Source organism: Bradyrhizobium sp. WSM4874, assembly GCF_055811835.1.
Window position 1 is genome coordinate 170,689 of the sequence record NZ_JBVVPR010000005.1, and the last position, 12,494, is coordinate 183,182.

Annotated in this window: 14 protein-coding genes; 7 read left to right on the forward strand and 7 right to left on the reverse strand. The window is 63.7% G+C overall.

Going from position 1 to position 12,494, the window contains the following annotated elements; all coding sequences use genetic code 11:
- The first annotated feature begins 33 nt into the window (after positions 1-33).
- From AC0L3P_RS07495 to AC0L3P_RS07510, 4 genes are all read left to right on the forward strand, one after another.
- On the forward strand, positions 34-1,962 hold the full coding sequence (locus AC0L3P_RS07495; RefSeq protein WP_473301461.1) for a potassium transporter Kup: 1,929 nt from the start codon (positions 34-36) through the stop codon (positions 1,960-1,962).
- 303 nt (positions 1,963-2,265) lie between these two features.
- A complete protein-coding gene (locus AC0L3P_RS07500) occupies positions 2,266-2,592 on the forward strand; it encodes a rhodanese-like domain-containing protein (RefSeq protein ID WP_063996571.1) in 327 nt (108 codons plus the stop codon).
- Between the two features lie 7 nt (positions 2,593-2,599).
- Positions 2,600-3,778, forward strand: a complete 1,179-nt coding sequence (locus AC0L3P_RS07505; RefSeq protein ID WP_275167422.1) for an aminotransferase — start codon at positions 2,600-2,602, stop codon at positions 3,776-3,778.
- A 3-nt stretch (positions 3,779-3,781) separates the two neighbouring features.
- On the forward strand, positions 3,782-4,888 hold the full coding sequence (locus AC0L3P_RS07510) for a polyamine ABC transporter substrate-binding protein (RefSeq protein WP_473301462.1): 1,107 nt from the start codon (positions 3,782-3,784) through the stop codon (positions 4,886-4,888).
- A 132-nt stretch (positions 4,889-5,020) separates the two neighbouring features.
- Here the strand turns inward: AC0L3P_RS07510 and AC0L3P_RS07515 are convergent, their stop codons facing one another.
- From AC0L3P_RS07515 to AC0L3P_RS07540, 6 genes are all read right to left on the reverse strand, one after another.
- The gene (locus AC0L3P_RS07515; RefSeq protein ID WP_473301463.1) at positions 5,021-5,953 is read right to left on the reverse strand and encodes a lipid A biosynthesis lauroyl acyltransferase; all 933 of its coding nucleotides are present in this window, start codon (positions 5,951-5,953) and stop codon (positions 5,021-5,023) included.
- Between the two features lie 8 nt (positions 5,954-5,961).
- Positions 5,962-7,239, reverse strand: a complete 1,278-nt coding sequence (locus tag AC0L3P_RS07520; RefSeq protein WP_354055608.1) for a beta-ketoacyl-ACP synthase — start codon at positions 7,237-7,239, stop codon at positions 5,962-5,964.
- A gap of 100 nt (positions 7,240-7,339) precedes the next feature.
- Entirely contained in the window at positions 7,340-8,545 is a 1,206-nt protein-coding gene (locus AC0L3P_RS07525; protein ID WP_007592478.1) for a beta-ketoacyl-ACP synthase, read from the reverse strand.
- Complete coding sequence (locus AC0L3P_RS07530) at positions 8,542-9,012, reverse strand: 3-hydroxyacyl-ACP dehydratase FabZ family protein (protein WP_007608856.1); 471 nt, start codon at positions 9,010-9,012, stop codon at positions 8,542-8,544. The genes AC0L3P_RS07525 and AC0L3P_RS07530 overlap by 4 nt, the downstream gene beginning before the upstream one ends.
- A gap of 10 nt (positions 9,013-9,022) precedes the next feature.
- Positions 9,023-9,310: an acyl carrier protein gene (locus AC0L3P_RS07535; RefSeq protein WP_007592476.1), complete on the reverse strand. Its 288-nt coding sequence runs from the start codon at positions 9,308-9,310 to the stop codon at positions 9,023-9,025.
- Between the two features lie 212 nt (positions 9,311-9,522).
- A complete protein-coding gene (locus AC0L3P_RS07540; protein ID WP_354204287.1) occupies positions 9,523-9,864 on the reverse strand; it encodes a hypothetical protein in 342 nt (113 codons plus the stop codon).
- Positions 9,865-10,132: 268 nt separating this feature from the next.
- Between AC0L3P_RS07540 and AC0L3P_RS07545 the strand changes: the two genes are divergently transcribed.
- From AC0L3P_RS07545 to AC0L3P_RS07555, 3 genes are all read left to right on the forward strand, one after another.
- Positions 10,133-10,756, forward strand: coding sequence for a ParB-like protein (locus AC0L3P_RS07545; protein ID WP_473301464.1), 624 nt, complete (start codon positions 10,133-10,135; stop codon positions 10,754-10,756).
- 151 nt (positions 10,757-10,907) lie between these two features.
- Positions 10,908-11,051 (forward strand): hypothetical protein, encoded by a 144-nt coding sequence (locus AC0L3P_RS07550; RefSeq protein WP_007608861.1) that lies wholly within the window; start codon positions 10,908-10,910, stop codon positions 11,049-11,051.
- Between the two features lie 149 nt (positions 11,052-11,200).
- A complete protein-coding gene (locus tag AC0L3P_RS07555; protein ID WP_275167416.1) occupies positions 11,201-11,440 on the forward strand; it encodes a hypothetical protein in 240 nt (79 codons plus the stop codon).
- Positions 11,441-11,449: 9 nt separating this feature from the next.
- On the opposite strand, the gene AC0L3P_RS07560 is transcribed toward AC0L3P_RS07555, so the two are convergent.
- Positions 11,450-12,391 carry a hypothetical protein gene (locus AC0L3P_RS07560; RefSeq protein WP_473301465.1) on the reverse strand — a complete coding sequence of 314 codons (942 nt, stop codon included), beginning with the start codon at positions 12,389-12,391 and terminating at the stop codon, positions 11,450-11,452.
- Positions 12,392-12,494: the final 103 nt, after the last annotated feature.

The following is a 12,494-nucleotide window of genomic DNA, read 5'->3' on the forward strand; positions in this document are numbered from 1 at the left end:
GTGAAGCATTTTTAGAGGCCATCAGGCTCTCCCATGACAAGTGATGTAGCGATTTCCGCCCCGGAAACGGCGGCGGCCAATGGGCATGGCGATGCCCACACCACCGCCCGTTTCGGTGCGCTGACACTCGGCAGCATCGGCGTCGTCTATGGCGATATCGGCACCAGCCCGCTCTACGCGTTCCGCGAAGCCGTCATGGCGGCCTCTGGCGCGGAGGGGGTGCCGACGCCGGCAGCCGTGCTCGGCGTGCTCTCCCTGATCCTGTGGGCGCTCATCGTCGTGGTGACGCTCAAATACGTCGTGATCCTGCTCCGTGCCGACAACAACGGCGAGGGCGGCACGTTGGCGCTGATGGCGCTGGCCCAGCGCGCAGTCGGCACCCGCGGAACAACCATCGTCATGCTCGGCATCATTTCCGGCGCCCTGTTCTACGGCGACGCCGTGATCACGCCGGCGCTCTCGGTGCTGTCGGCGATCGAAGGCATGAAGGACATCACGCTGCACTTCGAGCCCTACATCGTACCGCTGACCGTGATCATCCTGGTCGGTCTGTTTGCCGTGCAGTCCCGCGGCACCGCTCGCGTCGCTGCCTTCTTCGGGCCGATCATGTGCGTCTGGTTCGCTGTGATCGCGATTGCGGCGATCCATCCGATCATCGAGCAGCCGCAGGTGCTGTTCGCGCTGAACCCGCTCTACGCCGTGTCCTTCATGATCCACCACGGCATCATAGGCTTTGTGACGCTCGGCGCGGTGTTCCTGGCGGTCACCGGTGCCGAGGCGCTCTATGCCGACCTCGGCCATTTCGGTAAGCGGCCGATCCAGACCGCTTGGCTGTTCATCGTGGTGCCGTCGCTGGCATTGAACTATCTGGGGCAGGGCGCCCTCGTGCTCGGCGACCCCGGCGCGATCGTGAGCCCGTTCTTCCAGCTCTTTCCGCAAGGTTTTTTCCGCGGCTGCATGGTCGTGCTGGCGACCGCCGCAACCGTCATCGCGAGCCAAGCGGTCATCACCGGTGCCTATTCGCTGACGCGTCAGGCGATCCAGCTCGGTCTGTTGCCCCGCTTTGAAATTCGCCATACGTCTGAAGCCCATTCGGGTCAGATCTTCATCCCGCGCATCAACCAACTCCTGCTGGTCGCGGTGGTCCTGCTGGTGCTCTTGTTCCGCTCCTCCAGTGCGCTGGCCTCGGCCTACGGCATCTCCGTCACCGGGACCATGGTGGTCACGGCGATGATGGGCTTCGTGGTGATCTGGAAGGTCTGGCGGTGGTCGCCGTTCACGGCTGCCGCCCTGATCGCGCCGTTCTTGTTCCTTGACCTCACCTTCCTGGCCGCCAATCTGCTCAAGGTATTCGAGGGCGGCTGGGTGCCGCTGGCGCTCGGCGCGCTCATGATCATCCTGATGTACACGTGGCGGCGCGGCAGCCGGCTGCTGTTCGAGAAGTCGCGCAAGCTCGAATTCCCGCTCGCCGACCTCGTGGCGATGCTGGAAAAGCGGCCGCCGCAGCGCGTGCCCGGCACCGCCGTGTTCCTGACCAGCGATCCCCTCAGCGCCCCGACCGCGCTGATGCACAGTCTGAAGCACTACAAGGTGCTGCACGAGAAGAACGTCATTCTCACCATCGAGACCGCACAGACCCCGCGCATCGATCCGGCCGAGCGGGTGAAGCTGGAGCAGATCTCGCCGACCTTCTCCAAGGTGACGCTGAAGTTCGGCTTCATGGAATCGCCCAACGTGCCGAAGGCGCTGGCGATCGCCCGCAAGCTCGGCTGGCAGTTCGACATCATGTCGACCTCGTTCTTCCTATCGCGGAGGGCGCTCAAGCCGGCCGCCCATTCCGGCATGCCGCGCTGGCAGGACCGGCTGTTCATCTCGCTCAGCCGTTCCGCCAACGACGCCACCGACTATTTCCAGATCCCCTCCGGTCGCGTCGTCGAGGTCGGCACCCAGGTCACCATTTAGCTCCGCCGCTGTCATCGCCCGGCTTGACCGGGCGATCCAGTATCCAGAGACCGTGCGTAGATACGGGGAGGCCGCGGCGTACTGGATTCCCCGCTTTCGCGGGGAATGACACCGAGTTAGCGGTGAGGGTGTGAAGCAGGAGCTTCAGGCATCCTGAAGGTCGCGCTTCAAGTCGCTGCGATTTAGCTTTAACTTGCGCAAGGCAGCTCAAGCCTTTGTAGCGCTTGATTTTCACCGGCCGAGAGGCGAGGTTGCCGGCCGCCGGGATCGCCCCGGCAGCGGCCCGCGACGTTGGAGGATGATGTGGCAAATCAAGTACAGGATCTGACCCCGGACGAGGTCTCCAAGGGTGTCGCGGAAGGGCGCTATCTCCTCGTCGACGTGCGCGAGCCGAACGAGGTCGAGGCCGAGGCTTATCCCTACGGCGTGGTCGTGCCGCTCTCGACCTTCGATCCCAAAGCGATCCCCGATCCCGAGGGTAAGGAGGTCGTGTTCGCCTGCCGCTCGGGCAAGCGTTCGGTGACGGCCTCGCTGGCGGCGCAGGCCGCGGGCCTGCCTTACGACAAGCATCTGGCCGGCGGCATGCTTGGCTGGAAGGCGGCGGGTCTTCCCAGCAAGGTCGGCGGCTGACCCGCCGATGTCCAAGAGCTCGTCCCTCAACAAGGTCTTCGCGGACCTTCCCGTCACCATCTTCGAGGCGATGTCGCAGGCCGCGCGCGACAATGCCGCCATCAATCTTGGCCAGGGCTTTCCCGATGATCCCGGCCCCGAGGACATCCGCCGCGCCGCGGCCGATGCCTCCCTGAACGGCTACAACCAGTACCCGTCGATGATGGGCCTGCCGGAACTGCGCCAGGCGATCGCGACCCATTACGGCCACTGGCACGGCCTCAAGCTCGATCCGATGAGCGAGGTGATGGTGACCTCCGGCGGCACCGAGGCCCTGACCTCGGCCATCCTCGCCGTGGTCCAGCCCGGTGACGAAGTGGTCTGCTTCCAGCCGGTGTACGATTCCTATCTGCCGATCATTCGCCAGGCCGGCGGCATTCCGCGCCTGGTCCGGCTTGAGCCGCCGCATTGGCGGCTGAATGAGGACATGCTGAAAAGCGTCTTCAATTCAAAGACCAAGGCGGTGCTCTTCAACAACCCCCTGAATCCGTCCGCGGTGGTGTTTCCGCGCGAGGATCTCGAGCTGCTGGCGCGCTACTGCCAGGAGTTCGACGTCATCGCGATCTGCGACGAGGTCTGGGAGCACGTCACCTTCGACGAGCACAAGCACATCCCGCTGATCACCATCCCCGGCATGCGCGACCGCACCATCAAGGTCGGTTCGGCCGGCAAGATCTTTTCGCTGACGGGCTGGAAGATCGGCTTCGTCTGCGCCGCGCCGCCGCTGCTGCGCGTTGCCGCCAAGGTGCACCAGTTCCTGACCTTCACCACCGCGCCGAACCTCCAGGCCGCCGTCGCCTACGGCCTCGGCAAGCCGGACGAGTATTTCCTGTCGATGCGCAAGGACCTGGCGCGGAGCAGGGACCGTCTCGCCAAGGGACTGGAGAGCCTCGGCTTCCCGGTGCTGAAGTCGCAGGGCACCTACTTCCTCACCGTCGACCTGTCGCCGCTGGGGCTGAACGAGAGCGACACCGAGTTCTGCTGGCGGATCGTGAAGGACTACAAGGTCGCCGCAATCCCGGTGTCGGCCTTCTACGAGCAGGATCCTGTGACCTCGGTGGTGCGCTTCTGCTTTGCCAAGAAGGACGAGACGCTCGATACCGCGCTGGAGCGGCTGTCGGACGCGGTGCGCGGGCGCAAGAGGTAGGAGATGACGATCGTCAGCCGCTTTGGTTTTGGCCTCGCGATCGCCGCCGCGCTGACGTTGCTCTCCGCCCCCGCAGGGGCCGAGGAGCGGGTCGTCAACTTCTACAACTGGTCGAACTACGTGGCCCCCGACGTCCTCGAGGCCTTCACCAAGGAGACCGGCATCAAGGTGGTCTACGACACTTTTGACGCCAACGAGACCCTGGAGACGCGTTTGATGGCCGGCAAGTCCGGCTATGACGTCGTGGTGCCCACCGCCTATTTCCTCCAGCGCCAGATCAAGGCCAACATCTTCCAGAAGCTCGACAAGTCGAAGCTGCCGAACCTGGCCAATGCCTGGCCGGTAGTGACCGAACGTCTCGCGATCTACGACCCCGGCAATATCTACGCCGCCAATTACATGTGGGGCACGACGGGCATCGGCTACAACGTCGCCAAGCTGAAGCAGATTCTCGGAGCGGATGCGAAGATCGATAGCTGGGACATCGTGTTCAAGCCGGAGAACCTCGCGAGATTCAAAGACTGCGGCGTGCACATGCTTGACTCCGCCGACGACATCTTTCCGGCGGCTTTGAACTATCTCGGGCTCGATCCGAACTCGACCAAGCAGGCCGACCTCGACAAGGCCGCCGACGTCGTCGCCAAGGTGCGGCCCGCCGTGCGCAAATTCCACTCCTCCGAATATCTGAGTGCGCTCGCCACCGGCGAGATCTGCTTCGTGGTCGGCTGGTCCGGCGACATCATGCAGGCCCGCGCCCGCGCTGCCGAAGTCAAGAGCGGCATCGAGATCGGCTACGCCATCCCGAAGGAGGGCGCGCAGATGTTCTTCGACAATCTCGCGATCCCCGCGGACGCCAGGAACGTCAAGGAAGCCTACGAGCTGATCAACTATCTTTACCGTCCGGACGTGGCCGCCAAGAATACGGACTTCCTGTCCTACGCCAACGGCAACCTCGCCAGCCAGAAACTGGTCGATCCGAAAATCTTGAACGACAAGAATATCTATCCGGACGAGGCAACGCTCTCAAAGCTGTTCGTCATCACGGCCCGCGAGCCGGCGACCCAGCGGATCATCAATAGGCTCTGGACCAGGGTGAAGACGGGACGGTAATCGCGCGCGTCATTGCGAGGAGCGAAGCGACGAAGCAATCCAGAATCTTTCCGCAGAGGGTGTCTGGAGCTTCGCTTCCGCCTTCGCTCTTCGAGCTACGGCGGACAAGTCGCTCGCAATGACGAAACAAGATCACCGCCACCGTCGGTGTAGCCACAGCCACTGCTCGGGATGCTCGCGGACCCAGCCTTCCACCACGCTGGTGATCGCCTGGGTGGTGCCCTGGATGTCGATCCTGCCGTCGGCGTCGCGCACCGGCTGGACTTCTTCGGTGATCTCGGCGGTGAAGCGGCCGCCGGGAAGGCGGATGACGCGGACGCCGTGGATCGGGCATTCGACCTGGCGCAACAGGCGCGCCAGCATCGGATTGGCGCGAGTCTTGCGGTCGAAGAAGGTGACCTCGACGCCGCCGGTCAGATACTGGTCGATCAGCATCGCGACGTGCTTGCCGTCCTTGAGCGCCTGCGCAAGCCGCAGCGGCGCGTCGCGCCCCGCCGGGATCAGCGTGCCCATGTTGACCTGGCGCATCTCCTGGATGATGCGGTCGGCGGAGGCGATATTCGGGCGGCGGTAGAGGATTGCCGCATCGAGCCCGTGTGCGACCGCGGCGAGCGCCGGCAATTCCCAATTGGCCAGATGCGCGGCGAAGATCAGCGCCGGCTTGCCGTCGTCGCGGATTTGATCGAACAGCTCGATGCTGCGGCTGGGCAGTTCGATCCGACTGTTTTCCGGATGATCGCGGTCATAATCCCAGACGTGGTCCATATGGGCGAATTCGGCGCCGACGCGACCGAGATTGTCCCAGACGCCCATCAGGATGGATTCGATTTCCTCGGGCGACTTGTCCGGAAACGCCGCGGTGAGATTGGCGCGGCCGATGCGGTGCTCGCGCAGGCGCGGCCCGATCAGCTTGGTGACGCGTGCGAAAAAGTCCGAGGTCTTGGCCGGATCGAAATAACGCGTGGTGCGGAGCATGCCGACGGTGGCAGCGCCGATCAGGCCTCCACCGATCGATTTGGCCGTCTCCCGCGCGCGGGCCTTCGTCCTCGCAGGAAGCCGCGCCATGCGTCCGGTCAGGCCGGTTCGCGGGTCAGGATCAGCGAGGCGTTCTGGCCGCCGAAGCCAAACGAGTTCGACATCACAGCGGTGACGCGGGCATCGCGTGCCTTGTTGCCGACGACGTCGAACAGGATCGTGGGATCCGGATTGTCGTAGTTGATCGTCGGCGGGATGCGCTGATGCTCCAGCGTCAGCAGCGAGAAGATCGCCTCGACCGCGCCGGCGGCCGAGATGGTGTGGCCGACCATCGACTTGTTGGAGGTGACCGGAATCTTCGAGACGAGATCGCCGAACACGGCCGATGTCGTATTGTACTCCATCTTGTCGTTCTCGGGCGTCGCGGTGCCGTGCGCGTTGATGTGGTCGATCTGGTCCGGCGTCATGCCGGCGTCGGCCAGCGTCTTGTTCATGCAGCCGATGATCGGCTTGCCGTCGGGCGACGAGCGGGTGCGATGGAAGGAATCGGTGAGTTCGCCGCAGCCGGCGATCACGCCGAGGATTTTTGCGCCGCGCGCGGTGGCCGCTTCATAGCTTTCGAGCACCAGCGCACCGGCGCCTTCGGCCATGACAAAACCGTCGCGGTTCTTGGAGAAGGGACGGGAGGCCGCCTGCGGCGGATCGTTCTGGGTCGACAGCGCCGAGAGCAGCGAGAAGCGCACCAGCGCCTCCGGATTCACGGTGCCGTCGGTCGCCACGCACAGGGCGGCATCGGTTTCGCCGCGGCGGATCGCCTCGACACCGAGCTGGATCGAGGTCGCGCCCGAAGCGCACGCCGTCGACAACGAGATCGGCGAGCCCTTGGTGCCGAAGGTCTCCGCGAGGTAGGCCGCGACCGAGCCGAACATGAAGCGGTGGTGATAGGCGCTGTACTTGCCGCCGCCAGAGATGCGCAGCAGATCGTCATAATTGAAGTCGAGCTTACCGACGGCGCGGCCGAGTTCGCGGCGCTGCGGCCATTCGACTTCGACAGGTGCGACCGCAAGGAAGAGAGGACCCGGGAAATCCGCCTTGGCGCCGATGCCGGCCTGCTCCAGCGCCTCCTGCGTCACCAGTTCGGCCATCCGTTCGGACAGCCCGGTGGAGGAGAACGGATCGACGCTGACGAAATCCACCGTGCCGGCCATCGTGGTTTTCAGGCCGTCGACCGGAAAGCGCGTGATGGTGCGGATGCCGGATTCGCCGGCGACGAGCTTCGCCCAATTGTCGGTCTTGCCGTTGCCCAGCGAGGTCATGATGCCCATGCCGGTGACGACGACGACGGGGCGCCCGAGTTTGTCGCGTGGTGCAGTCATGTCGATCCCCGCTTGAGCTGGAGCATGATCCGAAAAAGCGTGACGTGGTTTTCCGAGAAGATCATGCCCAAACAATAACCTGCCAAAAGCGCAACGCGCTTTAGCTTACTGCCTCGACCAGCGCCATGCCTTCGCCGCGCCAGTGTCCGGCCCCCACCACCACAATCTGGGTGGGCGCTCCCTGCATTTCAATCTCGGTGCCCGTGGAATCGTTCGGCGGAAACAGCGCGCCGCGAGAGATCGAGAGCGCAGCGAGCGCGATGCCGAGCGGGAATTGCGTCTCCATGGTGTGGCCGAACATCGTGCCGGTCGAGCGCACCGGGAACTCGGCGTGGCCCTTCAGGAAGCCGCGCTCTTCTGATGTCGCCGGCTCAGCGCCGGTCGCACCGGATATGATCGCGCCCTTGCCGTCGCGCTTCGGCAACTTTGCCCAAAGCTTCTCCAGCGTCGCGGCCATGTCGCCGGGAGTCTTGCGCCGGGCAAGGTCGGCAACGACGCTCGACAGTTTCGCGAATGGCTTTGCGCCGCGCGCTTCCGCATGCGCCTTCGATTCCAGCACCAGAAACGCGCCAGCCGAGCCGAGCGCGAAGCCGGCGTGGTCCTTGCGCGCCCACACGGGTGCGAACTTGTCCTTGAGATTGAAGTCGCCGAATTCGTAGAGGACCATCAGGTCCTTGCGCTCGCCATTGTGCGAGCCGCCGATCAGCGCGATGTCGCTCTCGCCGGAGGCGATGCGCGACAATGCAATACGGGCGGCATCGGCGCCGGCAACCTCTTCACCCATGAAGGTGCGCGAGGTGCCGCCAATGCCGTGCACGATGGCGATGTTGCCGGCGAGCAGGTTGGAGAGCTGGGCCAGGAACAGCGTCGGCCTGAGATCGCTCATCAGCCGCTCGTTGAGGAAGCCGGGCGCATTGGCGCCCTTGGCCTCGGCCGTGAGCACGCCGGTGTCGACGTTGAGATCGCGCTCGCCGCCGCCGGCGGCGACCACCATGTCGATCTTCGACAGGATGTCCTTGTTGCCCTTGATTCCGGCGGAGTCGAGCGCAAGCCCGGCCGCATAGGTGCCGATGCGCTGCCAGGCTTCCATCTGGCGCTGGTCGCCCTTCTTCGGGATCTGGCTGTCGAAGGTCACAGGCATCAGGGGGTGCACGATATAGGGTGCAAAGCCCTTCTCATCGACATTGATGCGCTTCTCCTGAAGCGCGGCCCAGTTGGCGTCCAGGCCCTCGCCGAGCGAGGTGGCCAGGCCAATGCCGGTGATCCAGACTTCCGTCTGGGCGGGCTTCGAAGCAGTCTCGGTCATGGCGATACGGCCTGTTGCGGAAAGCCGACGCGTTTGGCGACCGCGTCCATGTGGGCGCGCATATCCGCATGGGGAAAGGGAATCTGCGTGAAGGTCAGCGTCGAATTCGCGCGCAGCTTGCCGCCGACCTTGATCTTGGCTTCGGTCACGGCGTAGCCCGAGCCCTGATGGGCAAGGCTCGCCTCGATGCTCATGAGATCGCCGGGGAAGACCGAGCCGCGCACCTTGGCCTCCTTGACGGCGGCCAGGATCGGCATGCGCTCGAATTTGAGCACGCCAAGCTGAAGCCAGCCCGAGGCCTGCGCCATCGATTCGATCAGGAGCACGCCGGGCATCAGGGGATAGCCCGGGAAGTGCCCCTCGAAGATGGTGCTCTCCATCGGGACCTGAGCCTCGACGACAATCGTCTTCGCGTCGACGTTGAGGTCGACGACGCGATCTATCATGTGGAAGTATTCGAGTTGCATGACCGCGCGCTTAGGCGCTCGCGCCCTTGGCCGCAACCAGTTCGTCGATGCGGGCGCACAGGTTTTTCAGCACGAAATACTGCTCGGTGGTCGCTTTGCCGTCGTTGACCTCCTGGGTCCACTTTTCCAGCGGCAGCTTGATACCGAACTGCTTGTCGATCGCGAACGCGATGTCCAGGAAATCGAGGCTGTCGATGCCGAGGTCATCGATGGCGTGGCTATCCGGCGTGATCGTGTCGCGCGGGATGTCGCAGGTTTCAGCGATGATCGTAGCGACCTGATCGAATGTGGAGGACATCACTAAGCCTTTGATATATTGCAGATATTTGTCAGATTGTCCAGAGTGGAACGGTGGGTGGGCATCGCGCCCCGATGACGCCCTCAACCCCCCTCTGGCCGGGTCGAAAGCCCGTATATCGGAGCGCCGCCCTGAGTTCAATGGAGCCGGACGGGTGTGGGGACTGGACTGGGGACGCCCCGGCTGAGCCGCTCCGGCCTAAGGACCGTCGCCTAGATGTGCGGCGTCGTGATCTTGACGCAGTCGCGGCGGCCCATCAGCACGCAATCCTGAGTCCGGCGCAGGTCGGCGATGCTGACCGCAAGCCAGATCCCGATCGCGGTCAGTGCGATGGTGAAAGCCAGCGCCGCGATGTTGGCGAGCATGCGATGGCGGAAATCGTCCGGTCCAGGGCGGGGCTGCTCGTAGCGCGACAGGTCGAGCGGCTCGGGCGCGACGCGCAATTTCTGCACGGTAGCATTGCCGCGGTAGCCCGTCGGGGAAGGCGAGGTGCGCGGCCTGAACTGGAGCACCCGGTGCTCGTCATCCGAGCTTATGGGCCGCTGGGTTGTCATGGTGCAGGGATCACTCCGAAGCAGCGATTTTTAGATAGCATAGGTGGTGAACGCGTTGCAGAAAATCTTCTCAACGCGCACGTGCATTGCGCGTTCGCACTATCCTGCGGGGCTGCGAACGAATGACCGCGGAACCGTCGTCCCCGACATGCAGAGGGTGCGATGCAAAAACCTCCACCCAGCCGAATGCATTTGCCGGCGCGAGGGCCATGCCATAGTTCAGGGAACCTGATCACGCAGCTGCAACCATGTTAAGGGCCTTTCGACCATGAGCAATACGCGCGAACCGAGAGTACATCCGGTGTCGATCCTGTCGCTGCGGCCGACGCAGATGACGGTCGGGATGCGCGAGGTCAAGGAGAAGCGCAAGCGCTGGCGCGAGCACGACAAGAAGAAGCAGGCCGATCTGCTCGGCAAGCATATGATCCCCGTCGTGCACGGCCCCGACGAGCGCTATTACGTGATCGACCATCATCATCTCGGTCGCGCGCTGCACGATGAGGGCGTCAAGGAGGTGCTGGTTACCATCATCGGCGACCTCAGGATGGTCGAGCGCGAAGCGTTCTGGGGCGTGATGGACAATAAGCGCTGGGTCTATCCCTACGACGCCAAGGGCGAACGGCGGCCGTTCCGCGATTTGCCGAAATCCGTCGTCGATCTCAAGGACGATCCCTTCCGGAGCCTTGCCGGCGAGCTGCGCCGCATGGGCGGCTTCGCCAAGGACACCACGCCGTTCTCCGAATTCCTGTGGGCCGATTATCTGCGCAGAAAGCTGTCGCGCAAGGCTGTGGACGCCAATTTTGACAAGGCGCTCGAGAAGGCGATGTCCTCAGCCAAGAGCAAGGATGCGATCTATCTGCCCGGCTGGTGCGGACCGGCGGAGGATGATTAGGCGCAACGCTCACATCGGTACGGCATGCGGCGCCACAGACCGGATCCGATCACAGTCTCTTGAGCGAAACCATCCCTCTGTCCGCGCGAAGCGGTGCTGAAACAAAGCCGTGTCATCTGTTGGTGTCGTCGAGGTCATACAGGAGGCCGAAATGCGCCGTCTGGTTTTCGCCGTTGCCCTGCTCGTGGTCGCTTCAGCCGGGATCTCGGCATCGTTTGCCGCAGTACACCATGCCAAGACGTTGACATTTTCCGAGCGCTTTGCCCCGGCGCTCGAGTTGATGGCGAAGCGCTAGTCCAGCGCCCAGTGCTGCGCAGCCGCAGGCAGCGCAGTTGCGATGCCGCCACAGCGTGCGAGGGGCGGTCCGAGCCCGCTTGCGTAGCGGCGAAGCGCGCTTGACGTATCGCAAACAGGCTTTGATGCCGGCCGGTAAGGTCCGCCGGCATGACCGCCGAACCAGCCTTGCGCATCCGCGTCGCCGGGTGGCTCCGGATCATGCCGTCTGGAGACATGATGATGAGTCTGATTCTTCGCATTCTGTTTGTGTTTGCCGGAGCCGTCACCGCGCTGTTCGTCGCGCGTGACGCCCTGAACTTCACGATCATCCAAACCTTCGTCGCCATCCTGCTCATGACCGCCGTCGTGGCTCTCGGGAGCCTTTGGAGCCTGCGGCGAAAGGCCTGAGCGAGGCCTTCAACCAGCAGCGTCGCGATCGATTTTGCGCAAGCGGACAAAGGCGGCCCAGGCCCGCGGATAATCCTTGTCCGTGGGATCAATCGCAAGTAGCGCGCGGCATGCTTCCTTGATCTCCTCAGTCGAAGGACGCTTGGCCAGAACCCCGGAGGATTTGGCTTCCTCCCAGCGAGCCTCGATATCTTTCGCGAAAGCCAGGACCTCGGCGCCCGTCCGCTTCTGCACCGATTTCGCCAGCGGATGGTCCGAGGGGAAGGTCGGCCATGCGGCCGGCGGCCGATCGACACGCCACGTCAATTCATCTGCTTGTCGCCCCTCCACGCCCGAACTTGAATGCTGTGCTACTGGCGCCCGTCCTGCCCCTGCAAACGCTGCCGAACCCGATGAGCCGGCCGATCTCTGCGGGGCCGCCAAACCTGGCGCGACCGCCGCTGTCTGTCCGGCCAGCTGGCCAAGCTGTTGTTCCATCGTTCCGCCGTTGGACTTGGGGATGATTTTTTCGACGGTCTTGATCATCGACAGCGCGCCTGGCGATATCAGCGTGTTCTGGTCGGCAATTTTGTCATCGGCCGCGGCTGGGCAGGGCTTGTAAGCAGAGCGCTGCGACGTCATCCGCCCGTCGTCGTCGATACGGGCAAAATCGATCGCGACGGTGTAAACGAACGCGACCTCGACATACTGCCTCTCTTTATCCATCGCCTTTACGGAGCCGCATACGTATCTTCCCCTGTCTGCATCGATCGTTCGCAGGCCGTTGAAGTGAGCTGAATTCGGCGCAATGAGGACGCGTAAGACGGCAGCCCGCGCCCTGCCATGCTCCGATTCGAACATGCTCCATATCTCGCTCGCGTCGATGAAGTCGGGCTGATAGTTCCATGCGTATCCGGCCGCGAAGAATGCCGTGCCAATACAGGTCGCGATAACAAATGCCCGCACGTTCATGAGAAGCCCCTCAACAGGCACGACTCATCCGCGTCTCCGGTGACGGAAACTGCGCAAGTTGTGCCAAAGCGTTTGTGCTAGTTGAGGGTGAGATTCTTAATTA